Source organism: Agrobacterium sp. LEGMi-208b (assembly GCF_059511785.1).
In genome coordinates this window covers 2,706,988-2,729,634 of the sequence record NZ_CM183445.1, presented here as the reverse complement: position 1 = coordinate 2,729,634, position 22,647 = coordinate 2,706,988, and the positions used below count along the sequence as shown (strand labels likewise).

General features: G+C 61.1%; 21 protein-coding genes. 10 read left to right on the top strand and 11 right to left on the bottom strand.

Annotated features, from left to right (window positions below; genetic code table 11):
• Nucleotides 1-9: 9 nt before the first annotated feature.
• Nucleotides 10-633, bottom strand: coding sequence for a TetR/AcrR family transcriptional regulator (locus AC5YUO_RS13335; protein WP_496153628.1), 624 nt, complete (start codon nt 631-633; stop codon nt 10-12).
• Nucleotides 634-713: 80 nt separating this feature from the next.
• Here AC5YUO_RS13335 and AC5YUO_RS13330 point away from each other — a divergent pair, with 80 nt between their 5' ends.
• Together AC5YUO_RS13330 and AC5YUO_RS13325 are read left to right on the top strand one after the other, a co-directional pair.
• Nucleotides 714-1,250, top strand: a complete 537-nt coding sequence (locus tag AC5YUO_RS13330) for an anthrone oxygenase family protein (protein WP_496153627.1) — start codon at nt 714-716, stop codon at nt 1,248-1,250.
• A gap of 374 nt (nt 1,251-1,624) precedes the next feature.
• The gene (locus AC5YUO_RS13325; RefSeq protein WP_496153626.1) at nt 1,625-2,254 is read left to right on the top strand and encodes a glutathione S-transferase family protein; all 630 of its coding nucleotides are present in this window, start codon (nt 1,625-1,627) and stop codon (nt 2,252-2,254) included.
• A 21-nt stretch (nt 2,255-2,275) separates the two neighbouring features.
• Here AC5YUO_RS13325 and AC5YUO_RS13320 read toward each other — a convergent pair whose 3' ends face one another.
• The 3 genes from AC5YUO_RS13320 to recA form a co-directional block, all read right to left on the bottom strand.
• Nucleotides 2,276-3,127 (bottom strand): AraC family transcriptional regulator, encoded by an 852-nt coding sequence (locus AC5YUO_RS13320; protein ID WP_496153625.1) that lies wholly within the window; start codon nt 3,125-3,127, stop codon nt 2,276-2,278.
• Nucleotides 3,128-3,297: 170 nt separating this feature from the next.
• Complete coding sequence (alaS, locus tag AC5YUO_RS13315; protein ID WP_496153624.1) at nt 3,298-5,961, bottom strand: alanine--tRNA ligase; 2,664 nt, start codon at nt 5,959-5,961, stop codon at nt 3,298-3,300.
• A 230-nt stretch (nt 5,962-6,191) separates the two neighbouring features.
• A complete protein-coding gene (gene recA, locus AC5YUO_RS13310; RefSeq protein WP_269340932.1) occupies nt 6,192-7,283 on the bottom strand; it encodes a recombinase RecA in 1,092 nt (363 codons plus the stop codon).
• A 246-nt stretch (nt 7,284-7,529) separates the two neighbouring features.
• Here recA and AC5YUO_RS13305 point away from each other — a divergent pair, with 246 nt between their 5' ends.
• Nucleotides 7,530-8,471: a carbohydrate kinase family protein gene (locus AC5YUO_RS13305; RefSeq protein WP_496153623.1), complete on the top strand. Its 942-nt coding sequence runs from the start codon at nt 7,530-7,532 to the stop codon at nt 8,469-8,471.
• 29 nt (nt 8,472-8,500) lie between these two features.
• Nucleotides 8,501-9,424 (top strand): pseudouridine-5'-phosphate glycosidase, encoded by a 924-nt coding sequence (locus AC5YUO_RS13300; RefSeq protein WP_496153622.1) that lies wholly within the window; start codon nt 8,501-8,503, stop codon nt 9,422-9,424.
• Between the two features lie 287 nt (nt 9,425-9,711).
• Here the strand turns inward: AC5YUO_RS13300 and AC5YUO_RS13295 are convergent, their stop codons facing one another.
• Nucleotides 9,712-11,982: an OmpA family protein gene (locus AC5YUO_RS13295; RefSeq protein ID WP_496153621.1), complete on the bottom strand. Its 2,271-nt coding sequence runs from the start codon at nt 11,980-11,982 to the stop codon at nt 9,712-9,714.
• A 336-nt stretch (nt 11,983-12,318) separates the two neighbouring features.
• Between AC5YUO_RS13295 and AC5YUO_RS13290 the strand changes: the two genes are divergently transcribed.
• The 5 genes from AC5YUO_RS13290 (at nt 12,319) to AC5YUO_RS13270 (ending at nt 16,179) form a co-directional block, all read left to right on the top strand.
• Nucleotides 12,319-13,092: an ABC transporter substrate-binding protein gene (locus AC5YUO_RS13290; protein WP_309591659.1), complete on the top strand. Its 774-nt coding sequence runs from the start codon at nt 12,319-12,321 to the stop codon at nt 13,090-13,092.
• A 112-nt stretch (nt 13,093-13,204) separates the two neighbouring features.
• Nucleotides 13,205-14,008 (top strand): ABC transporter permease, encoded by an 804-nt coding sequence (locus tag AC5YUO_RS13285; protein ID WP_400816885.1) that lies wholly within the window; start codon nt 13,205-13,207, stop codon nt 14,006-14,008.
• Nucleotides 14,005-14,835, top strand: a complete 831-nt coding sequence (locus tag AC5YUO_RS13280; RefSeq protein WP_400816887.1) for an ABC transporter permease — start codon at nt 14,005-14,007, stop codon at nt 14,833-14,835. The genes AC5YUO_RS13285 and AC5YUO_RS13280 overlap by 4 nt, the downstream gene beginning before the upstream one ends.
• Before the next feature lie 168 nt (nt 14,836-15,003).
• Complete coding sequence (locus AC5YUO_RS13275; protein ID WP_400816959.1) at nt 15,004-15,270, top strand: usg protein; 267 nt, start codon at nt 15,004-15,006, stop codon at nt 15,268-15,270.
• An 84-nt stretch (nt 15,271-15,354) separates the two neighbouring features.
• The gene (locus AC5YUO_RS13270) at nt 15,355-16,179 is read left to right on the top strand and encodes a class I SAM-dependent methyltransferase (protein WP_496153620.1); all 825 of its coding nucleotides are present in this window, start codon (nt 15,355-15,357) and stop codon (nt 16,177-16,179) included.
• A 244-nt stretch (nt 16,180-16,423) separates the two neighbouring features.
• Here the strand turns inward: AC5YUO_RS13270 and AC5YUO_RS13265 are convergent, their stop codons facing one another.
• The 4 genes from AC5YUO_RS13265 to AC5YUO_RS13250 all read right to left on the bottom strand — a co-directional run bounded on the left by AC5YUO_RS13265 (nt 16,424) and on the right by AC5YUO_RS13250 (nt 19,473).
• Nucleotides 16,424-17,389, bottom strand: a complete 966-nt coding sequence (locus AC5YUO_RS13265; protein ID WP_496153619.1) for an aliphatic sulfonate ABC transporter substrate-binding protein — start codon at nt 17,387-17,389, stop codon at nt 16,424-16,426.
• Nucleotides 17,390-17,674: 285 nt separating this feature from the next.
• A complete protein-coding gene (locus AC5YUO_RS13260; RefSeq protein WP_003507846.1) occupies nt 17,675-18,163 on the bottom strand; it encodes an Lrp/AsnC family transcriptional regulator in 489 nt (162 codons plus the stop codon).
• A 70-nt stretch (nt 18,164-18,233) separates the two neighbouring features.
• Complete coding sequence (locus AC5YUO_RS13255) at nt 18,234-18,887, bottom strand: uracil-DNA glycosylase family protein (protein WP_496153618.1); 654 nt, start codon at nt 18,885-18,887, stop codon at nt 18,234-18,236.
• The gene (locus tag AC5YUO_RS13250) at nt 18,880-19,473 is read right to left on the bottom strand and encodes a thermonuclease family protein (RefSeq protein ID WP_496153617.1); all 594 of its coding nucleotides are present in this window, start codon (nt 19,471-19,473) and stop codon (nt 18,880-18,882) included. The genes AC5YUO_RS13255 and AC5YUO_RS13250 overlap by 8 nt, the downstream gene beginning before the upstream one ends.
• A gap of 108 nt (nt 19,474-19,581) precedes the next feature.
• On the opposite strand from AC5YUO_RS13250, the gene pdhS2 reads away from it, so the two are divergent.
• Nucleotides 19,582-21,117 carry a two-component system sensor histidine kinase PdhS2 gene (pdhS2, locus tag AC5YUO_RS13245; protein ID WP_496153616.1) on the top strand — a complete coding sequence of 512 codons (1,536 nt, stop codon included), beginning with the start codon at nt 19,582-19,584 and terminating at the stop codon, nt 21,115-21,117.
• A 60-nt stretch (nt 21,118-21,177) separates the two neighbouring features.
• On the opposite strand, the gene AC5YUO_RS13240 is transcribed toward pdhS2, so the two are convergent.
• Both AC5YUO_RS13240 and cobT read right to left on the bottom strand, forming a co-directional pair.
• Complete coding sequence (locus tag AC5YUO_RS13240) at nt 21,178-21,582, bottom strand: diacylglycerol kinase (protein ID WP_496153615.1); 405 nt, start codon at nt 21,580-21,582, stop codon at nt 21,178-21,180.
• A gap of 8 nt (nt 21,583-21,590) precedes the next feature.
• Nucleotides 21,591-22,625, bottom strand: coding sequence for a nicotinate-nucleotide--dimethylbenzimidazole phosphoribosyltransferase (gene cobT, locus AC5YUO_RS13235; protein WP_400816900.1), 1,035 nt, complete (start codon nt 22,623-22,625; stop codon nt 21,591-21,593).
• Nucleotides 22,626-22,647: the final 22 nt, after the last annotated feature.

The following is a 22,647-nucleotide window of genomic DNA, read 5'->3' as shown; positions in this document are numbered from 1 at the left end:
TCAGCGACTTCAAAACCCGGCCTCAGCGCCGGGTTTTTCATTGACGCCATACAGACGAAATATGAGTTCCGCGGCGCGTGTCGAGCGTGCCTGCATTTCCTCTTCCGTCGGAAGGCCAATCGCCCCCGTCGCACGCCTGATCTGCAAATCCCCTGCCAGAAGCGACAGCCAGATTTCCGCAGGCTCTTCCGCTGTCGCCATCCCCATGACGCCCCGTTTCGCCAGCGCCTGAAAATACGTCGCAAGCTTCGGCATGACGTGCTCACGACCCTTTTGCGCCAGAAGCGTGCCGAGTGCAGCATCAACGCCGGCTTCCGCCGCGGCGACCCGATTGAGCAGAACCGCCCGCTCCCCCAGCAGCATCGACAATAGTTCAGCCCCGAAACGGGAAAGCTCCTTCACGCCGTCGGCCGCTTCCGCCGACGGCAATACCAGCCTTGCGGCATTTTCTTCGACCATCGCTTCGTAAAGCCCGGCCTTGCCGCCGAACCAGCCATAGAGCGTTTCCTTGGATGACCTGCTCACCTTCGCCAGCGCCTGCATGGAAAAGGCCGCATACCCATCCCGGGCAAGCATGGCGAAGGCATGTTCGACAATCTCCCGCCGACGCAATTCCCTGCTTTCGTTTCGCATCCACATTTCCTTGACAATAACCGTACATGTGCGTACGGATGTGCCGTACACATATGTACGGTTATTTGATGGAGATTTTCATGTCCAGCTCATTTCTGCACGAGATTAGAACAAGACATTTTCCTGCGCTGGCCGCGGTAAGAAAACCGGCAATCTCGACCTTGCGCATCGCCGCACCCTTGAGCCTCGGTATCATGGCCGGGTTCTTTTTTGCCTTCAGCAATCCCGTGATGATGGCTTTCCCGCAGCTTGATGCGGAAGTTTTTATTGCAGCGTTCAACAGCATAAATTTCAGTGTCCGAAATGGCATATTTTATGCCGCCTTCTTCTCTCCGCTGGCGATCCTTTTCGCCGCCGCACTGGTCGACAGGCACAACCGCCTGATATGGCTGTTGGCCTTGGTCATCTACGCTGTTGTCGTGATCCAGACGCGAATGGTCAATGTTCCCATCAACGAGTTCTTCAAAACCGTTTCAACCGAAATACCGCCGGACTGGCAGGAATTACGCGATCGCTGGGCGCTTTCCAATCTTATCCGCACCCTGCTGACCACTCTTGCCTTTTTCCTCGCACTGCTGGCCGCGACGCGGCAGGCGGGAAAGAGGACGGACGGCTAGACCGCGGCAAGGGCTACCTCAGGGCTGCGATATCAGACGATAACGATAGCCGGCTAGCTTCATGCGCCATCATGGGATGGAACCCGGCCGCAACGCCGGGTTTTCTTTTTTGTTCACAGTATCTTGATTAGCCGTTGTACTAGGCGCAGACTTCGATTCCGTGTGCCACGGCCAGTACAACAATAAGACAAAGCTGAAACAGCATCTACTTGCACATAACTTGCCCGGCACAGTCAAACGTTCATCGGAGCATCGGCGCGATCTTTAGGGAATACGCGAATGATGCTGCGAACTGTTAAAAAGCGAAGCGCGAGTGCGAAATCCCTACCGGTTTTCCCATGATGCTTCGCCGATTTTGCTTGGGGAGGCAAAGCATGAGTGAATTGATCTTCTACACCAACCCCATGTCGCGCGGACGTATCGCGCGATGGATGCTTGAGGAAGTGGGCGTTCCATACCGCACGGAAATACTGGGCTTCGAGACCTCGATGAAATCGCCCGCCTACCGGCTGATAAACCCGATGGCAAAGGTGCCCGCCATCAAACATGGCGATACCATCGTCACCGAGGCCGCGGCGATCTGTGCCTATCTCGCCGATGCCTTTCCCGGCGCGAACCTTGCGCCCACGCCCAAGGCACGCGGGCTCTATTACCGCTGGATGTTCTTTGCCGCGGGTCCGCTGGAAATGGCGGCGAGCATGAAGGCCATGGGTTTCGAAGTGCCCAAGGAGAAGTTGCGCATGGCCGGCTGCGGCAGCTATGCGGATGTGATGAACACGCTTGAACGGGCCGTCAGCGAAAACCGCTTCATCGCCGGCGATCTCTTCACGGCGGCGGATGTCTATGTCGGCGCCCATGTCGGCTGGGGCCTGCATTTCGGCACCATCGAAAAACGCCCGGCCTTTCTTGACTACATGGCGCATCTCACCGACCGCCCGGCCTACAAGCGGGCCGCCCAGCTCGATGAAGAAGCGGCGAAGGACTTGCAGGTGGCGGAAAGCTGACCGGCCTGCAGGATCCTTTCCTCATGCCAGCGGCAGGTAAATATCCGTCAGCAGTTCGGTAGGCGGCGTGTCCCTGGGGCTGTTCAGATACTCCTCGAACATCGCGCCATCGCCGATCTGTCGTCCGGAGGCGGGAAGCCATTCAGCGTAAAGCCATCGGTAAGCCCGGTGCATATCCGCATAGGGACCTTTATGGCGCAGCACGGCATATTCGCCGCCTGCGATGGGCTGCCGCTGCAACGGCTCGCTCTCCATCGGCATCACGACACCGGTGACGCAGGCGATGGAGCGAAGGTCGTCGGCAGGCACGATATCAGGATCGTCAAGATAAACCCCGATCATGCGCATGTCCGGTCCGGCCAGTCCACGCGCATACAGCGTCCCGAACAGGGTTTCGAACGCCTTGCTGATCAGCATGTAGGAGCCGCGATGCGGCACGCCGGTCAGCGTCATGGGAGAAACGGTTTTCACAGCAATATCGAACATATCGGTCGCCTTTTCCAAAGGAACTGCGTTGAACAGGCTGTGGCTTCCCTCTTTCCGGTAACGCGCCGGCGGCATTCCGTAGGCCGTTTTGAAAATGCGGTTGAAGGACTGGAGGTTCGGGTAGCCCGATCGTTTTGCAATGTCGCCGATGGCAAGATCGCCGCGGACGATCTCGCCCGCCGCGCGGTGCAACCGCAGCCTCTTGACGGTCATCGCCGCCGTTTCGCCATGGATTGCCCGATAAATCCTGTGCCAGTGATAGCTTGACATGCAGGCGATTTCCGCCAGCCGGCCCATATCCAGTTCTTCGTCAAGATGGTCATGAATATAGGCTGAAACCCGCCTCAGACGCGTTTCATAGATTGCCCAAGCCGTGTCACCGTTCATATCGAGCCTCTTTGCAAATCCGATGGCCAATAGAACCATAACCCGATTTGACAAATCCTGCTCAGTTGGGTGCCCGGCAAATGAGGCCGGCAGCCGACCGCCCTCACCTCATTGGTGAAAACGGAAACGGTTGGCCCGGAAAACCGGACCAACCCTGTGGTTTTGGGGGATCAGGCGGCCAGCGCCGCCGCCACCGCTTCGATCGCGTCCTGCGCCTTTGCGCCATCCGGGCCGCCGGCCTGCGCCATGTCAGGACGGCCGCCGCCGCCCTTGCCGCCAAGGGCTGCGGAAGCGGTGCGGACGATATCGACGGCGCTGAAACGGGCGGTCAGATCTTCGGTCACGGCAGCGACAGCACTTGCCTTGCCGTCTTCGGAAACGGCGATCAGCAGCACAACGCCCGAGCCGAGATTGGCCTTGGCCTCATCGGCAAGACCCTTGAGGTCCTTTGCATCGATGCCGGACATGGATTTCGCCAGGAAATTGACGCCGGCCACCTGCTTGACGTCGCTTGCGCCGGCATCCGCCGAACCGCCGCCCATGGCAAGCTTCCGGCGCGCATCCGCAAGTTCGCGCTCCAGCTTCTTGCGCTCATCGAGCAGCCCTTCGACACGCGACAGCACATCGCCCGGCTGAACCTTCAGCGACGAGGCAAGCGCCTTCACCCGCTCATCCTGTTCGGAGAGATAGGCAAGCGCGCCCTGCCCCGTTACGGCTTCAAGGCGGCGCACGCCGGCACCAACGGCGCTTTCGCCGAGAATGCGGATGAGGCCGATCTGGCCGGTGGCCGCCACATGCGTGCCGCCGCAAAGCTCGACGGAATAAGGGCGGTTGGCTTTTGCGCCATGCAGGCCGGTGCCCATGGAGACGACACGAACTTCGTCACCGTATTTTTCGCCGAACAGCGCCATGGCGCCCTCGGCAATGGCATCGTCGACGCTCATCAGGCGGGTCACGACCGGCGAGTTCTGCAGCACGATTTCGTTGGCCATCTCTTCGACGACCTTCAGCTCCTCGGCCGACATCGGCTTCGGATGCGAAACGTCGAAGCGCAGGCGCTCGGGCGCAACCAGCGAACCCTTCTGGGCGACGTGCGTGCCGAGCACTTCGCGCAGCGCCTCATGCAGAAGATGGGTGGCGGAGTGGTTCGCACGCAGGCGCGAGCGGCGGTCATGATCGACCGTCAGCTGAACGGCATCGCCAACCTTGAGACCACCCTTGGAGACCGTGCCCAAATGCACGAACAGGCCTTCACCCCTCTTCTGGGTATCGGAAACGGCAAAGGCGCCATTGTCGCCGGAGATCACGCCGGTATCGCCCATCTGGCCACCGGACTCGCCATAAAACGGCGTCTGGTTGACGACGACCTGCACGGTCTCGCCATCGGCAGCGCTCTCGACGGCCTTGCCGTCCTTGACGATCGCCTGGATGACGCCCTCGGCGGTTTCGGTGTCGTAACCGAGGAACTCGGTCGCGCCGAGTTTTTCCTTGAGCTCGAACCAGATCGTCTCGGTCGCCTTGTCGCCGGAGCCGGCCCAGTGCGAGCGGGCTTCGGCCTTCTGGCGCTCCATCGCATCGGTGAAGCCGGAAATATCGACGCCAATTTCGCGGGCACGCAGCGCGTCCTGCGTCAGGTCGAGCGGGAAGCCATAGGTGTCGTAAAGCTTGAAAGCGGTTTCGCCATCCAGCATGTCGCCCTTGTGCAGGGTCGAGGTGGCATCGGACAGCAGCGACAGGCCGCGTTCCAGCGTCTTGCGGAAACGGGTTTCCTCAAGCTTCAGCGTCTCGGAAATCAGCGCCTCGGCGCGCACGAGTTCCGGATAGGCGCGGCCCATCTGCTGCACCAGTGCCGGCAGCAGCTTGTAGATCAGCGGCTCGCGCGCGCCGAGAAGCTCGGCATGGCGCATGGCACGGCGCATGATGCGGCGCAGAACGTAACCACGGCCTTCATTCGACGGCAGGACGCCATCGGCGATCAGGAAGGCGGACGAGCGCAGATGGTCGGCGATGACCCGGTGGCTGGCGCGCTTTTCGCCTTCGGCCGGAACGCCGGTCGCTTCCACGGAAGCCGCAATCAGCGCGCGGAACAGGTCCGTATCGTAATTGTCATGTTTGCCCTGCAGCAGCGCGGAAATGCGCTCCAGACCCATGCCGGTATCGATCGACGGACGCGGCAGGTCGATGCGCTCTTCCTTCGTCAACTGCTCATATTGCATGAAGACGAGGTTCCAGATTTCGATGAAACGATCGCCATCCTCTTCCGGCGAACCGGGCGGTCCACCCCAGATGTGATCGCCATGATCGTAGAATATCTCCGAACAGGGACCGCAGGGACCGGTATCGCCCATCGCCCAGAAATTGTCGCTGGTCGGAATGCGGATGATGCGGTCGTCGGAGAAACCGGCAATCTTCTTCCAGAGGTTAAAGGCCTCGTCATCGGTGTGATAGACCGTAACCAGTAGACGGTTGCGGTCGATGCCGAACTCTTTGGTGATCAGGTTCCAGGCATGGGTGATCGCCTCTTCCTTGAAATAATCGCCGAAGGAGAAATTGCCGAGCATTTCGAAGAAGGTGTGGTGACGGGCGGTATAACCGACATTGTCGAGGTCGTTATGCTTGCCGCCAGCGCGCACGCATTTCTGCGCCGAAGCGGCCGTGGAATAGGGACGGCTTTCAAGACCGGTAAAGACGTTCTTGAACTGCACCATACCTGCATTGGTGAACATCAGTGTCGGATCGTTGCGCGGCACCAGCGGGCTGGAGGGCACGATCTCGTGTCCGTTCTTCTTGAAGTAGTCGAGAAAGGTCGACCGAATTTCATTCACACCGCTCATGCCCACACACCGCTCACAGCTGGAGTCCATCACCGCCACCCCGAAGGATGGCTATATTGCAAAATCACTGGCTTTTATCGTCCGCACCCGGCCCTGTCCAGCCATGGAGGCGAAGCAAGACATATAGGCAAGGAAAAAGGGTCGCGCGAAGAAAAATCGCACGACCCTTTTGATCCATATCGGCTCGGCAAAGTCTCCGGGCGGCGATGCCCGGACCTTCGCGGAAGGTATCAGCCCTCGTCGCTGCCGTCGTCGCCTTCGCCGGCGTCCGGGCCGCCATTCTGCAGGAAGCGGTCGGCAATCAGACCGGCATTCTGGCGCAGCGCCAGTTCGATCTCATTGGCCGTATCCGGATTGTCGCGCAGGAAGGTCTTGGCGTTTTCACGCCCCTGCCCCAGACGCTGGCTGTTATAGGAGAACCACGCGCCGGACTTCTCGACGATACCGGCCTTCACGCCGAGATCGACCAGCTCGCCGGTCTTGGAAACGCCTTCGCCATACATGATGTCGAATTCCACCTGCTTGAAGGGCGGCGCCATCTTGTTCTTGACGACCTTGACGCGCGTCTGGTTGCCGACAACCTCTTCGCGCTCCTTGACGGCGCCGATACGGCGGATGTCGAGGCGCACGGAGGCGTAGAACTTGAGAGCGTTACCACCCGTCGTCGTTTCCGGCGAACCGAACATGACGCCGATCTTCATGCGGATCTGGTTGATGAAGATCACCATGCACTTCGACTTGGAGATCGATGCGGTCAGCTTGCGCAGCGCCTGGCTCATCAGACGCGCCTGAAGACCCGGCAGGCTGTCGCCCATTTCGCCTTCGATTTCCGCCCGCGGCGTCAGTGCCGCAACGGAGTCGACCACGAGCACGTCCACCGCGCCGGAACGCACCAGCGTATCGGTGATCTCAAGCGCCTGCTCGCCCGTATCCGGCTGCGAGATCAAAAGGCCCTGCAGATCCACACCGAGCTTGCGGGCATAGACCGGATCGAGCGCATGTTCGGCGTCGACGAAGGCGCAGATGCCGCCCTTCTTCTGGGCTTCCGCAATCGTCTGCAGCGCCAGCGTCGTTTTACCGGAGCTTTCCGGACCGTAAATCTCAATGATACGCCCCTTCGGCAGACCGCCGATTCCGAGCGCGATATCCAGGCTGAGCGAACCCGTCGAAACGGTTTCCACTTCCACCACATTTTCATTGGAACCGAGCTTCATGATCGATCCCTTGCCGAACGACCGTTCGATCTGGGAGAGCGCCGCTTCCAGTGCCTTGCTTTTATCCACCGATTTATCCTCTACGAGACGCAAAGAATTTTGTGCCATCCGAACCACCTTTAGGTTATTGAAGCCGCACAGGCAATGAAGCAGTATGGAAACGGTATGTACTCTATTTGTTCTCATTTCGCAAGGCTGAGCCAGCACATTGAAAACAAATAGCGATAAGTCGTTTGTTCTGCTTTCGTTTTTCCGTGCCGGGCCCATAGCCGCAAACCGGATGCGAGGTCAGGAAGACATCAGTTTAGGCCGAATCGTCCGGTCTTTCCATCCGCCAGAGAGGGAAATACACGCGTGAAGAAAATACTCGTTCTGGGCGGTGCGCATATCGACAGGCGCGGCATGATCGAGACCGAGACGGCGCCCGGCGCGAGCAACCCCGGCTCCTGGATGGAAGAGGCAGGCGGCGGCGGTTTCAACGCCGCGCGCAATCTCTCCCGCCTCGGTTTTCAGGTCCGCATCATCGCCCCGCGCGGCGGCGACGTGACCGGTGAGGCGGTTGCGGAGGCCGCAAGGCAGGCAGGCGTTGAAGATACGCCCTTCACCTTCCTCGACCGCCGCACGCCAAGCTACACCGCCATTCTGGAGCGTGACGGCAATCTGGTCATCGCGCTGGCCGATATGGACCTCTACAAGCTCTTCACGCCGCGCCGCCTGAAGGTGCGGGCGGTGCGCGAGGCGATCACGGCGAGCGATATCCTGCTCTGCGACGCCAATCTGCCCGATGATACGCTGACGGCGCTCGGCCTCGTCGCCCGCGCCTGCGAAAAGCCGCTCGCGGCCATCGCCATTTCGCCCGCCAAAGCGGTGAGGCTGAAAGCGGCGCTCGGCGATATCGACATCCTCTTCATGAACGAGGCGGAAGCCCGCGCGCTGACCGGCGAAACGGCGGTCAATGTGCGCGACTGGCCCGACATCCTGCGCAAGGCCGGGCTTGCCGGCGGCGTCGTCACCCGCGGCGCAAGCGAAGTCGTGGCCTTCAACGGCACGGAAAAAGCCATCCTCCATCCGCCCCTCATCCGCGAGGTAAAGGATGTGACGGGGGCGGGCGACGCCATGGCGTCGGGTTATCTCGCCGCCATCGCCGAGGGAAAGACGATTGGGGAAGCGTTGAGGCAGGGCGCGGCGGCAGCGGCCATTACCGTGCAGTCCCCCTTCGCCACCTCCCAGGACCTATCAAAAGACAGTGTCGACGCCATGTTGGGGCTTGTTCCCCAGGCGGAAATGCTGGCATGAACCCGCTTTTAAAAACTGGAACAGATGAAATGACCCGCCCCATCTCCCCGCTCCTGCCCATCGTCTATTCTGAGGAAGTCGCCGCCGCCAAGCAGCGCGGTGCGCCGATCGTCGCGCTTGAATCGACCATCATCACCCACGGCATGCCCTATCCCGGCAATATCGAGATGGCGGAAAGCGTCGAACAGATCATCCGCGATCAGGGTGCGGTTCCGGCAACCATCGCCGTCATTCACGGCACGCTGCATATCGGCCTTGAGAAAGACCAGCTCGACGCGCTGGCCCAGACCACCGACGCCATGAAGGTCTCGCGCGCCGATATCGCCTTTGCGATCGCCGAGCGCCGCACCGGCGCCACCACGGTGGCCGCCACCATGATCGCCGCCGCCCGCGCCGGCATCCGCGTTTTCGCCACCGGCGGCATCGGCGGCGTGCACAAGGGCGCTGAAGAGACCTTCGACATCTCCGCCGATTTGACCGAGCTTGCGAAAACCGGCGTCATCGTCGTCTGCGCCGGCGCCAAGGCGATCCTCGATCTTCCGAAGACGCTTGAAGTTCTCGAAACCAATGGCGTACCGGTCGTCACTTTCGGCTCGGAAGAATTCCCGGCTTTCTGGTCGCGCTCCTCCGGCCTGCCGAGCCCGCTCTCGCTGAACAGCCCGGCGGCAATCGCCAATTTCCAGGCGACCCGCGAACAGCTGGGCATCGATGGCGGCATGCTGGTGGCCAATCCCGTGCCGGAAGAGGACGAAATTCCGCGCGAGGAGATGGAAATCTACATCAACCGTGCAATCTCCCACGCCGAGCGCGACGAAGTCACCGGCAAGGCGGTCACGCCCTATCTGCTCGGCGATATCTTCCGCCTGACGGATGGAAGGAGCCTTGAGACCAATATCGCGCTGGTGCGTAACAATGCGCAGCTTGCGGCTGAGATCGCGGTCGCGCTGAACTAACCGCCGGGATTGGGATCATTCTCAAATTTGCGGGCGATGGCAGGGTTCGAAAACCTCTCCTCCGTCATGCCGGACTAGATCCGGCATCCAGCCACGGCGCGTCTGCGCCGTGAAAGAGTCTTTCGTGATCAAGGACTTGATCACGCTGGACCCCGGATCTGGTCCGGGGTGACGGATTGCGGATGATCCAACTTCGTCAAACGCTTCGGCGCTGGGGACATCGTAATCAACAAAAAAGGCCCGGAAAGCTTGCGCTTCCGGGCCTTCGTTTTTCCTGCCGAACCCGATCAGTTCTGCGCGACCGGCTTCACCAGCGGCGTCACGCGGCGGATGGTGACGCGGCGGTTCTGTTGTTCCGGGCCGAGCGTCTGGACCTTCAGGTAACGCTCACCATAACCCTGCGTCGCGAGATTTTCCGGCGGGATGCCATAAACATCGGTCAGCACGTTGGCGACGGAGGCGGCACGCTCGTCGGAAAGAACGAGGTTGCTTTCATCCGAACCGACGGCATCGGTATGGCCTTCGATCAGGAAGGTTTCCGCCGGGTTCTTTTGCAGCGCCTTGTTGATCGCGTCGGCCACCTTGCGCAGCGAACGGGCCTGCGCCATCGGAATTTCGGCGCTGCCGGTCGCAAAGGTGATCGTATCGAGGTCGATACGGCGCACCTTGTCACGGATACGGGCCGAATAACGCACTTCATCCAGCGAGTAGACGCGCTCCACCGGCTCGACCGGCGGCTGCTCCAGGAAGCGATAATAATCGCGGTCCGGATCGCTCGACGTGTCGATGATGTAGTCCGTCACGGGAATGCGCAGACGCATCGGCGGCAGGTCGAGGCCCGGATCGCGATAGACGTAATCGCGATCAGGATCATCCATCAGTTCCGGCGCATAGAACAGCACATATTCGCGGCCCCGATCGTCGATGCGCGAGCGCTGGATCACGTCGCCATAACGGTTGCGGATGGTCACCACCTGCGTGCCGTCACGGCGCTCCACGGTTTCGCGGACACGGCCGCCGGGCAGACGCTCGTAATAGGGCTCGCCGCCATCGCGGATGAAGCGCTGATTGTCGTCGCCGCGTACCACGACGCGGTCGCCGAACTGCAGGATGATCGGCGCATCGCGGTCACGGTCACGCGGACGACCTTCGCGCGGCTGCCACTCGCGCACGCCTTCCGGCCGCTCATATTGCGGGCGACGGTCGACACGCTCGCCCTGCTGGGAGGTGATGGCCTCCATCTTGACGGGCGGCGGCGGGGCCTTGCCTTCGGCGGCGCCGGCACGCTGCGCCTCGGCATCGGAGGTCGGGACCTTGACGTCACCGGCCTGCTCGCGCTCGCGGCGACGTTCCTCACGGGTCTGGCGGTTGCCGGAGCGTTCCACTTCCTTGTCGCTGTCGAGAACGGCGGCGCCCTTGTCGACCGGCAGAATGACGGTATCGGCGGTCTTGGACGGGTCCTTGGCGATTGCCTTGGCCTTGTCCAGTTCCTCCTTGCTCATCGGCGGTGCTTCCGTCTGGGGAACGGCGACCTGATTGGGAACGGGCTCGCCGGCCGGCGCCTGTCCGGTCGTCGTACCGCTCGGCGGCGGTGTCGGCGCACCTGGCAGCGGCGCTGCGGGCTCGGTTCTGCCCTGACCCTCTACCGGCGGCTGTTCCGAAGGCTGGCGGCCCGGTGCAGGGTTGGGCTGGGCTTCAGGTGCCGGCGGACGCGCGGGCGTTGGCGCTTCGGTCGGAACCGGTGCTTCCTTCGCGGCGGGCTCGGGGGCGGCCGGCTTTTTCTCCGGAACGGCTTTTTCGGCCGGCTCGGCTTTCTGTTCCGGGGCCTTTTCCTCTACCTGTGGCTTCTTGCCGGGTGCCGGTTCGCGGGGCTTGGCCGGCTCACCGGCATTTTCAGGCCGTGCTGCGGGCTCCTGTTCAGCGGCAGGTTCCTTGGCGCGCTCCTTGCGCGGACGCTGCTCGCCCTCACCTGCGGGCTGCTCGGCCCGTTCCGGCTTGCGCGGACGTTCCTTCGGCTGCTCTTCGGCAGGCGCGGCTTCGGGCGCGGCCTCCCGCTGGCGTGCCGGGCGCTGTTCGCCCTCGCCCTGCGGCTCCTGAGCGCGTTCGGGTTTGCGGGGACGCTCCTGCGGCTGCTCGGCCGGCGCGGGCTCCGGGCGAGCCTCACGCTGCTGCTGCGGTTCCCGCTGGGGTTCGGGCTGCGGCTCACGCTGGGGTTCCCGTTGCGGCTCAGGGCGCGGTTCGGGGGGTGCGGCTTCGCGCTTGGGCTCCGGTTCAGGCGGCGGCTCCGGCGCACGCTCCTGTCTCTGCGGCTCGGCCTGCGGCTGCGCCTCTTCGGCCTGCTTGCGCCGCTTGCGCAGTTCCTCTTCCGGGTTCGGTTCTTCCGGCTGCGCCTGCGCCAATATAACCCGACCGGTCGCAGCATCGCCGGGAAGCGCCTGCGACACGGGCGTCTGCGTCCGCGCAGCGCCGGCAAAACCGGCCGCGGCCGGCTCCACCGCAATCGCCAGCGACATGAGGGGGAAAACCACCCCCGTCAGCAATGTGTTCTTCTTCAGCATCGGTGTTTCCTCATCTGCCATTATTGGTCGCCAGTCTTGCGACATCTTGAGCCCGGCTGCGCGTGCGGGCGCTGGTCAACGCCCCGCACACGCTTCGGTTCCCATGATGGACAAAGCCTTGTGTACCGGAAATGAACAGATCAAGGCGTTTTCGTGGAAGCTCTGCGGCACAATCGCGGTGACTAATATTGCAGTTGCATTTTTTGACCAACCGGATGAATAATCGCATCCGCGCTGAAGGCGACAGGCGGTATCATCCGCTGCGCCCTGCGCCCATGGCGTCCGCACTGAAAACAACAACAGACTGCGGATGAACGACCAAAAGAGAGGATCGAAATGCCTATTTCCACCCGTCTGCTCGCAGCCGTATCGATTGCCGCCATCTCGCTGTTTTCAGGCGCAGCCCTTGCGCAGGACAAGATCGTCATCGGCACCGAAGGCGCCTATCCGCCCTTCAACAATCTCGAAGCCGACGGCACGCTGACCGGCTTCGACATCGACATCGCCAAGGCGCTATGCGAACAAATGAAGGCCGAGTGCACCTTCGTCACCAATGACTGGGACGGCATCATTCCCGCCCTTCAGGCCAAGAAGTTCGACGCCATCATCGCGTCCATGTCGATCACGCCCGAGCGTCTCGAGAAGGTCGACTTCTCCAAGAAATATTACAACACGCCGCCGGCGATTGCCGTGCCGAAGGATTCGCCGATCAAGTCCCTCGACGATCTCAAGGGCAAGTCGCTCGGCGCGCAGGGTTCCACCACCCACTCCAACTATGCCGAAAAGCACTTCCCGGATGCCGACGTGAAGATGTATCCGACCGCCGACGAATATAAGCTCGATATCGCCAATGGCCGCATCGACGCCGTCATCGACGATATCGTCGTGCTTTCGGAATGGCTGAAGACCGATGCCGGCGCCTGCTGCAAGATCCTGACGCCGCTCAAGGTCGATGTCGAGATCAACGGCAATGGCGCGGGCGTTGCCGTCCGCAAGGGTGACACGGCGCTGGCCGACAAGTTCACGGCCGCCATCGCCGGCATCCGCGCCAGCGGCAAGTATCAGGAGATCAACAAAAAATACTTCGATTTCGACGTTTACGGCGAGTAAGCCCGTTCGATCTGTTGAAATCTGGTGGCGGAAGGCTTGCCCTTCCGCCATTTTTGTTTGAAAACGTCAGCATAACAATCACGGCGGCTTAAGACCGCGGGGGAAAACTGGCATGAGCGGAGCATTTTCCGCCATAGGTGCGTTCTGGACCTATGTCTCGACACTTCTCGATCCCTTCTGCGGACCGGTCGGACTCTTCTCGCTTTTCGGAAACGGCACCCTGGTCGCCTGCGGCGATGCGGGCTGGGGCGATGAAATCGCCTTCGGCGTCAAGGTCACCATCTCGCTGGCGCTCGCCACCCTGCCCGTCGGGCTGCTGATCGGCTTCCTCATCGCGCTTGCCGCGCAATCGGAAGAAAAATCGCTGCGGCTGGCGACCGGTATCTATACCACCATCTTCCGTGGCCTGCCGGAACTCCTGACGCTCTTCATCGTCTATTACGGCATCCAGATGCTGCTGCAATCGGTGGCCGGTTATGTCGGCATTACCGGCCCCGTCGAGATCAACGCCTTCGTGGCGGGCATGGTGGCGCTGTCAGTGGTGTTTTCGTCCTATGCGTCTGAAGTGCTGCTCTCCGCCTTCAAGGCCATACCCAAGGGGCAATATGAGGCGGGCGCGGCCCTTGGGCTTTCGCGGGGCCGCACCATGGTGCTCATCATCATTCCGCAGCTGGTCAGGATCGCCCTGCCCGGCATGACCAATCTCTGGGTCATCCTGCTGAAAGACACGTCCTACGTCTCGATCATCGGCCTTGCCGATATCATCCGCCAGACCGGCATCGCCGCCCGTGTCAGCAAGGAAGCCTTCTTCTTCTACAGCATCGCCTGCCTGCTCTACCTCATCCTGGCGCTGCTTTCGTCGATCGGGATCGGCTTCATCGATCGCTGGTCGCGCAAGTCGGAGGTGAGCCGATGAGCCATATTCAGGAACTCATCCCACCCCGCCCCGCCCCCGCCGTCGCGGACAAGCCGCTCAATATTTCGCGCATCGTCGGCATCGCCGTCATCACGCTCTGGGCGCTGCTCGCCGCCGCGCTGATCTTCGCCATGATCGAGGGCTGGGACTGGGACAAATTCCAGCGTTACGGGCCGCGCTATATCGATGGTCTCATCACCACCATCACCCTCGTCGGCAGTTCGATCATTCTCGGCGCCATTCTTTCCGTGCCGATCGCCTTTGCCCGCATGTCGGAAAATCGCGTCCTCGGCGCGCTGGCCTATGCCTATGTCTATGTCTTCCGCAGCACGCCGCTTTTAGCGCAGCTTTTCCTGATCTATTACGGCCTCGGCAGCTTCCGCCAAGGGCTGGAAACCGTTGGCCTGTGGTGGTTCTTCCGCGAGGCCTGGTATTGCGGCCTCCTGTCGCTCACCCTCAACACCGCCGCCTATCAGGCGGAAATCCTGCGCGGCGCAATCCGCAGCGTGCCGCGCGGCCAGCATGAGGGCGCCGCCTCGCTCGGTATTTCGAAATTCATCACCTTCCGCAAGATCATCCTGCCGCAGGCGCTCATCGTGGCGCTGCGTCCCTATGGCAACGAGATTATCCTGATGATCAAGGGTTCGGCGGTGGTCTCCATCGTCACGGTCTTCGATCTGATGGGCCAGACCCGTTACGCCTTCTCCCGCACCTTCGATTATCAGGCCTATCTCTGGGCTGCGATCTTCTACCTGACGATCGTCGAAACGCTGCGGCATGTCTGGGCCTGGCTGGAAGCCCGCCTGACCCGGCATCTCAAGCGCTAGTCGCAAAGTTGGCAGCACTCATCAATGAAGGCTGCCAACATTTTGAAAAATATAAATATTTTGTGACACACCATGTCTTTGGCAAGCTTGGATTAACCATGACGTGTTCCCATATTCGATACAGCGGTAACGCTGTGATCGGCAATCATGGAAACGGGAACCGCCGTCATGAACAAGGACATGGAAATGATGCTGAGAGGCTACGGCCTCACCACCGCCCAGATATTGTATCGCCTGCCGGATCATCCGCTGGTTCTCCAGACCTATGTCTGGCAGGACTATGATCTTGCCCCGGATTTCCCCGAAATGCATGGCTTCCTCAAATTCTGGCAGGAAAAGCTCGACGGACCGCTGCATTCCGTCCGCTACGTGCATCGTCAGGTGATCTCGGCGCAGGAATGGCGCGCGCTCAAGGGGGAGTTCATCATCCACTGAGCCATCGCACCACATAAACATTGCGCCCGTCTCCGATGCGGCTTACAGCAAACGTCAACTGATGACGCTGACGGATAAGGCACGATGACGAAGAACCAGAAAATCGACGAAGAGGCGCTTGCCGAGGCCTATAACCGTGCGCTCGCGCTTGAAAAAGCCGGCGATGTGGACGCGGCGGTAAAGGCCTATGAGGAGGTTCTCGCCATCGATCCGGACGATCACGGCGGTGCGGCCGTTCGCATCGCCGCCATGGGCCGGGGCGAAACCCCGCCGAAGGCGCCGGACGCCTATGTCGAAACCCTGTTCGACCAGCATGCCGAAGCCTTCGAGGATATTCTTGTCGAACAGCTCGGTTACGCCGTGCCGATGATGGTGCGCCAGCGGCTGCAGACGCTGAACCTCGGCCCCTTCAAGCGCCTGCTCGATCTCGGCTGCGGCACCGGCCTTACCGGCGAAGCGCTGCGCGATATGGCCGACGACATTACCGGCATCGACATTTCCGAAAACATGGTCGAGATCGCCCATGAGAAGGACCTTTACGAGACGCTCTACGTCGCCGAAGCCGAGGACTTCCTTGAGGATAATGACGACGAGCCCTTCGACATCATCACCGCCACCGATGTGCTGCCCTATCTCGGCGCGCTGGAGCCGCTGTTTTTCGGCGCCGCCGAAAACCTCAATGCCGGCGGCCTGCTGATCTTCTCGTCGGAAACCCTGCCTGAAGCGACCCTGGCCGGACGTCCATATATGGTCGGCCCGCACCAGCGTTTCGCCCATGCCGAAACCTATGTGCGGGAACGACTGGCCGCCACCGGTTTCGAAATCATCGAAGTCACTGACATCAATGTGCGCATGCAGGATGGTAATCCGACGCCCGGTCATCTGGTGATTGCCAAGCTCAAGGGCTGAGCCTCCGTCATTGCGGCAGATTTCTTCTCCCCGCCGGGGAGAAGGTGGCCCGAAGGGTCGGATGAGGGGGCAAGCGCAGAGATATCCGGAGAGCTTGCCCCCTCATCCCGCTGCCGCGGACTTCTCCCCGGCGGGGAGAAGAAACAAGCGGCATCCACTCGCCCTGCATTTGAAAAACATGGCTGAATCAACCTCTCAGCAACACCCGCCAGCGGGTTGAAGAGACTCACCTTTTCCCGCCCGCTCAACTCGCCTTCGGCCGCCAGACGATATCCGCCACCTTGAGTTTCTTCGGCACGATCTTCAGATCGTAGAATTCATCCGCAAGCGCCTGCTGATAGGCGACGGCTTCATCCGGAACCAGCGACACTCGCCCGAGATCGGCACCCGGTCGCGTCAGCGAAACCTTGGTGACATCCTCCGGAACACCGGTGATCGCCGCCAGAGACTTCGCGGTCGCATCGATATTGGCCTGCGCTCCTGCGCCGACATTTGCGAGCTCCTTGAGGATCAGCGGCACGAGATCGGGATTGGCCTCGACGAAATCGCCATTGCCGAGAAAATAGCTCCACGGATCGACAATGCCTTCGGCGGTCGAGAGAACCCGCGTCGTCGGCTCCTTTTCCGCCACGGCAAAATAGGGATCCCAGATCGACCAGGCATCGATGCTGCCGCTGCGAAAGGCAGCTGCGGCATCCGGTGGGGCAAGGTCGACGGGCGTGATATCGCTCAACGTCAGCCCCGCCTTTCGCAACGCCTTGACGGTGACATTATGGGCGCTGGAGCCGCGCTTGAAGGCGACCTTTTTGCCTTTCAGGTCTTCCAGCGTCTTCAGCGGTGAATCCTTCTGCACGAGGATGGCCGATCCGCCGGCCGCCGCCTTGTAGGTGCCGACGTAACGCAGATTGCCGCCAGCGGCCTGCGCGAAAAGCGGCGGCACATCGCCGGTCGGCCCGATATCCAGCGCGCCGGCACCCAGCGCTTCGAGAAGGGGCGGTCCGGAGGAAAATTCCGACCATTTGACCTCGATGCCGCGATCCTTCAGCAGCGCCTCGAGCGCACCCTGGCTTTTCGCCAGCGCAATCACGCCATTCTTCTGCCAGCCAATCCGCAACGTCGTGGTTGCGGCACCCGCCCGCCGGATATGCGGCAGAAACACCGCCCCGGTCGCACCTGCAATCAGTCCCAATGTTCCGCGTCGTGTGAGCATATGGATATCCCTCGCTATTCCATCCTTCGACAGTAAAAGCGTATATATTCGAGCGATTTTATCAAAATCACCCTTTGCGCGGAGACAGTGCCGGGAGAACTGAATGTGCGAATTTGCCGGTATGGGCGGAATAAGATTGTCATGCCTTGGCCGCGCAACCGGATGGACCTTCCGGCAGGATCAGCCCCTGGCGGGCCGGATCAATGGGGAAAGACAAGCCCCAAATAAAAATGCCCTCCCCGGCAGCCGGAAAGGGCATTGATCGAAAACCTGATCCGCAGCGGATCACTCTTCGCCGGATTTGGGATTATCCAGCAGCATGTAATCGAGCGGCAGTTCCGTCGTATATTTGATCTGCTCCATCGCGAAGGCGGAGGACACATCGCGGATTTCGATCTTGGCGATCATCCGCTTGTAGAAGGCGTCATAGGCCGCGATATCAGGCACGACGACGCGCAGCAGATAGTCGACATCGCCGCTCATGCGGTAAAATTCGACAACTTCCGGAAACTCGGAAACCACCTCGGAGAAACGCTTCAGCCATTCGATGGAATGCGAGGCGGTACGGATGGAGACGAAAACCGTGACCTTGGTATTGACCTTGACCGGATCGAGCAGCGCCACGCGCCGGCGGATGACGCCATCCTCCTCCATCTTCTGGATACGCCGCCAACAGGGCGTCGTGGAAAGGCCGACCTTTTTCGCCAGATCGGCGACGGCCAGCGTGGAATCCTCTTGCAGAATGCGCAAAATCTTACGGTCTAGGCGATCCAATGCGTCTATCCTCCTGAATTAATTTCCTTTCAATACACTAATTTTTGCAGAAAAACAGAAAATTGTTTCACTAAATCCGCATTTCCACATGTTGTCGCAGAACCGGAAGCAGCTCCTCCGTAAACCATGGGTTCTTTTTCAGCCAGCCGGTGTTGCGCCAGCTCGGATGCGGCAGGGGCAAAACGCCGGGGCCGGAATTGCCATGGAGATAGCTGCGCCAGTTTTGCACCGTTTCAGTCATGGTTTTGCGGCGCCGGTCCCCCAGATGAAAGGCCTGCGCATATTGGCCGATCGCGAGGATCAGTTCCACCTGCGGCATCGCCGTCATCACCCGCTCACGCCATAAAGGCGCACATTCCCGCCGTGGCGGCAGGTCGCTGCCCTTCTCGTCATAACCGGGAAAACAGAAGCCCATGGGCACGATGGCGAAACGGTCCGGGTCGTAGAACGTCCCCCGGTCAACATCGAGCCATTGCCGCAGCCTGTCGCCGGAGGCATCGTTGAAAGGTATCCCCGTTTCGTGCACACGCAGCCCCGGAGCCTGCCCGGCGATCAGAATCCTCGCCTTCGTCGAGATCACGACCACCGGCCGCGGCTCATGCGGCAGGCGATCGGCCATTCCCTTCAGCGGCGCGTCGCGACAGAGACGACAGCGGGCGATTTCGCCGCGCAACCCATCCAGCCCGTCATCCCGCAACAATGGGGACCGCTCCGCCTCAGCCATGATCCCACCCCAGAAAATGGCGGATGACGGTCAAAAAGCCCGCTGCCGGCGTTTCCAGATCCGCCGCCCGATGCTCACGTCGCCACTCGGAAGGTTTTTCGAAATCCCCCGCCCAGATGCCCCGCCCCTCCTGCCGTGCCCTCGCCTGCTCGCCGGAAAACTGGAAATAGCCTGATGCAACGGCAAACCCCGCCGAGACCATTTCCGAAGAGACATCCTTGCCATCCGCCGTGCAATAAACGAGCTGTCGCCCGTAACGGTCCCTGGAGCTGCCGGCACAGGAAAAATCCCGCGCCGTCGCCAGACGCTGCAACGCGCCACGCGCCTCCACCCCGCACGGCCAGCTCTCGCCGCCGCGCAGGCATGTCTGCGCAAGCTCCGGCGCATCGATGCCGAGCAGCCGGAAGCGCTCGTCTCCCTTGGAAAGGGTGTCCCCATCGATCACGAAAAAACGGCCGACATGGGTTTCGCTGTTGATCTGGTCGAGCTTGGCGGCGATGAGAATGCCGAGAAAAACCGTGGCGAGAAAAAGCCCGCCATCGCGAAATGCCGAAAAACGTCCGCGCTTGCCTCCATTTCGTCTCATGTAACAACAAACCCTTGTCAGAAATGGCAAACAAATCCTTTCACGGCAGCATCTTCTTAAGATTTTGCGCGTAGTCTGCAAGGGTTCATGTCACCCCGCGTTGTAACAATGAGTAAAAGCGTCAGCACGTCCACCGACAAGATCATCGTCGACCGCTCGAAAAAGCACCGCAACAAGGCGGTCTTCGACACGGTGAAGACGACGCGTGACCGTCTGCAGCAGGGGGCAGGCGCAAGCGACGCCTATGAACGTGAAATGCTGACCATGCACATCGCCGAGACCCTGCAGGGCGCGATGATCATGCCGCTTTTCATCGTGCTCGCCTCCATCATCGGCCTTTATATAACCCGCGACATCAGCCTGATCATCTGGTCGCTGATTGCGCTGAGCTTCCACGCCTTTTCTCTGCTGCTTGCCAAGCGGGCGGCAAAACAGGAAATCACCGCCGAAAATATTCAGCACTGGAAGAGCCTCTTCCTCGGCATGCAGATCCTCATCGGCTGCGCCTGGGCCATGTTCGCGCTGGCCGAACCGGTGCGCAACGACCCGACGCTCGTTCTTTTCTTCAAGGGCGCAACGCTCTTGATCGCGCTTTCCTTGACCGCCATGGCCAATTTCATGTTGCGGCGCGCGACCTTCATGACCTTCCTGCCCGTGCTGGCGGCGCTGTGCATGACCTCGGCGATTTCGCGCAATCCCTTCGATGTCGGTCTGGCGCTGATGTTCGGCATGGCGATCCTCTTCTGTCATCGCATCACCAGCCGTCTTTATCAGACGAGCATCAAGCTCCTCTCCTCGCAGACGGAAAAGGACGACCTGATCGCCGAACTCGAAGTCGCCAATTCCGTGTCGGACGAGGCAAGGCGCCGCGCGGAAGAAGCCAATCTGGCGAAATCCCGCTTTCTCGCCTCCATGTCGCACGAGCTGCGCACCCCGCTCAACGCCATCCTCGGCTTCTCCGAGGTCATGTCGTCAGAGGTGCTCGGCCCGCTCAACAATCCGCTCTACAAGGAATATTCCGGCGATATCCATCGCTCCGGCCAGCATCTGCTCGACCTCATCAACGAAATCCTCGACCTGTCGCGCATCGAGGCCGGCCGTTACGATCTCAACGAGGAATCCATCTCCATGCTGGAAATCGCCGAGGATTGCATCGGCATGATCCAGCTTCGCGCCCGCGCCAAGAATATCAGGATTTCCCAGCAGTTCGAAAACAGCCTGCCGCAGGTCTGGGCGGATGAAAAATCCATCCGCCAGGTCATCCTCAACCTCCTGTCCAACGCGGTGAAATTCACGCCGCAGGGCGGCGAGATTCTCGTGAAAGCGGGCTGGACGGCGGGCGGCGGGCAATATGTGTCGATCAGGGATAACGGCCCCGGCATTCCCGAAGAGGAAATTCCCGTGGTGCTGTCAGCCTTCGGTCAGGGGTCGATCGCGATCAAAAGCGCCGAACAGGGAACCGGCCTTGGCCTGCCCATCGTTCAGGCGATTCTCGCCAAGCATGATGGTCAATTCATCCTGAAATCGAAACTGCGCGAGGGCACCGAAGGCATCGCCATCCTGCCGGCAAAACGCGTGCTGCAGAGCCTGCCGGCCGTGGAGGAAACCCACGCCATCCAGCCGCGCCGGCGGTCCTTCGCGTAAGCATTTCCAGGAAAAGTGGACGCCGGTTTTCCGTTCGGAAATGCCTTAAGGCTAATAACCTCAGAAGAACAGCGCCGTCACCAGCGAATAAAGCACGAAAAATCCATTCGCCATCAACAGGCAGAAGACGGCAAAGGAGCCGAGGTCCTTGGCGTGCCGCCCGACCGAGGAGATTTCCGGCGAAATGCGGTCCACCAGCTCCTCGATGGCGGTATTCAGCGCCTCGACCGAAAACAGCAACAGCATCAGCACGGTAAAGACGAGAAGATGCGCAAATGGCGCGCCCACAATCAGAAGCAGGGCAAGCCCGACGCCGAAGGCGAGAACCTCATGCCGGAACGCCGCTTCCTGCCACAGCCGGCCAAGCCCCTGCACGGAATAACGCGCGGCGGCCAAAAGATGCCGCCAGCCTTTTTCCTTGCGAAAGGCGGGTTCCGGTTGCTTCTTTTGCGGCGTCGCGTCCATCTTCGGCCTCAATGGTCGGTGCGGGAGCTGATGCGGGTGTCCACACCCGCCGCTTCAAACGTCGCCATACCGGAATGGCAGGCAGCGGCAGCCTTGACGATACCGGCGGCAAGTGCTGCCCCCGTGCCCTCGCCGAGCCGCATGCCAAGCGCCAGAAGCGGCGTCTTGCCAAGCTTTTCGATGGCGGCCAGATGGCCCGGCTCACCCGACACATGGCCGATTAGGCAATGGTCCAGCGCCGAAGGATTGGCGGCCTTCAGAAGAGCGGCGGCAGCCGTCGCCACATAACCGTCGATCAGCACCGGAATGCGCTGCACGCGGGCAGCGAGGATCGCGCCGGCAATCGCCGCGATTTCGCGTCCGCCGAGACGGCGCATGATTTCGAGCGGGTCGGACAGATGGTCCTTGTGAAACTCGACAGCAGCCTTCACCGCCGCGATCTTGCGGGCCATGACCTCGCCTTCCGAACCGGTGCCCGGACCGGTCCATTCTTCCGCCGTGCCGCCGTAAAGCGCGAGATTGATCGCCGCCGCAATGGTAGTGTTGCCGATGCCCATTTCACCGACGCAGAGAAGATCGGTGCCGCCGGCAATCGCTTCCATGCCGAAGGCCATGGTGGCGGCGCAGTCGCGCTCCGAGAGCGCCGGCTCGCAGGTGATGTCGCCGGTCGGATAATCGAGCGCCAGATCGAAGATTTTCAGGCCGAGGTCGTTGGCGACACAGATCTGGTTGATCGCCGCACCGCCGGCCGCGAAATTTTCCACCATCTGCTGCGTCACGGATGTCGGATAAGGCGTAATGCCGTGGCGGGTAACCCCATGATTGCCGGCGAAGATCGCCACCAGCGGACGGGTGACGGCCGGAGAACGGCCGGACCACGCGGCCAGCCACATGGCGATTTCTTCGAGACGGCCGAGCGAACCCGCGGGTTTCGTCAGCTGCGCATTGCGCTCCTTGGCCGCCACAAGCGCATGCGTATCCGGGCCGGGAAGCTCGCGCAACAGCGCACGAAAATCGTCGAAGGGCAATCCGCTCATGCTCATGGTGTCGGTCTCTTTCGTAGCC

Bases quoted from the DNA above. Each gene is read 5' to 3' on its own strand.
- AC5YUO_RS13335 (WP_496153628.1), bottom strand. From the start codon at position 633: ATGCGAAACGAAAGCAGGGAATTGCGTCGGCGGGAGATTGTCGAACAT.
- AC5YUO_RS13330 (WP_496153627.1), top strand. From the start codon at position 714: ATGTCCAGCTCATTTCTGCACGAGATTAGAACAAGACATTTTCCTGCG.
- AC5YUO_RS13325 (WP_496153626.1), top strand. From the start codon at position 1,625: ATGAGTGAATTGATCTTCTACACCAACCCCATGTCGCGCGGACGTATC.
- AC5YUO_RS13320 (WP_496153625.1), bottom strand. From the start codon at position 3,127: ATGAACGGTGACACGGCTTGGGCAATCTATGAAACGCGTCTGAGGCGG.
- alaS (WP_496153624.1), bottom strand. From the start codon at position 5,961: ATGAGCGGTGTGAATGAAATTCGGTCGACCTTTCTCGACTACTTCAAG.
- recA (WP_269340932.1), bottom strand. From the start codon at position 7,283: ATGGCACAAAATTCTTTGCGTCTCGTAGAGGATAAATCGGTGGATAAA.
- AC5YUO_RS13300 (WP_496153622.1), top strand. From the start codon at position 8,501: ATGACCCGCCCCATCTCCCCGCTCCTGCCCATCGTCTATTCTGAGGAA.
- AC5YUO_RS13295 (WP_496153621.1), bottom strand. From the start codon at position 11,982: ATGCTGAAGAAGAACACATTGCTGACGGGGGTGGTTTTCCCCCTCATG.
- AC5YUO_RS13290 (WP_309591659.1), top strand. From the start codon at position 12,319: ATGCCTATTTCCACCCGTCTGCTCGCAGCCGTATCGATTGCCGCCATC.
- AC5YUO_RS13285 (WP_400816885.1), top strand. From the start codon at position 13,205: ATGAGCGGAGCATTTTCCGCCATAGGTGCGTTCTGGACCTATGTCTCG.
- AC5YUO_RS13280 (WP_400816887.1), top strand. From the start codon at position 14,005: ATGAGCCATATTCAGGAACTCATCCCACCCCGCCCCGCCCCCGCCGTC.
- AC5YUO_RS13275 (WP_400816959.1), top strand. From the start codon at position 15,004: ATGAACAAGGACATGGAAATGATGCTGAGAGGCTACGGCCTCACCACC.
- AC5YUO_RS13270 (WP_496153620.1), top strand. From the start codon at position 15,355: ATGACGAAGAACCAGAAAATCGACGAAGAGGCGCTTGCCGAGGCCTAT.
- AC5YUO_RS13265 (WP_496153619.1), bottom strand. From the start codon at position 17,389: ATGCTCACACGACGCGGAACATTGGGACTGATTGCAGGTGCGACCGGG.
- AC5YUO_RS13255 (WP_496153618.1), bottom strand. From the start codon at position 18,887: ATGGCTGAGGCGGAGCGGTCCCCATTGTTGCGGGATGACGGGCTGGAT.
- AC5YUO_RS13250 (WP_496153617.1), bottom strand. From the start codon at position 19,473: ATGAGACGAAATGGAGGCAAGCGCGGACGTTTTTCGGCATTTCGCGAT.
- pdhS2 (WP_496153616.1), top strand. From the start codon at position 19,582: ATGAGTAAAAGCGTCAGCACGTCCACCGACAAGATCATCGTCGACCGC.
- AC5YUO_RS13240 (WP_496153615.1), bottom strand. From the start codon at position 21,582: ATGGACGCGACGCCGCAAAAGAAGCAACCGGAACCCGCCTTTCGCAAG.
- cobT (WP_400816900.1), bottom strand. From the start codon at position 22,625: ATGAGCATGAGCGGATTGCCCTTCGACGATTTTCGTGCGCTGTTGCGC.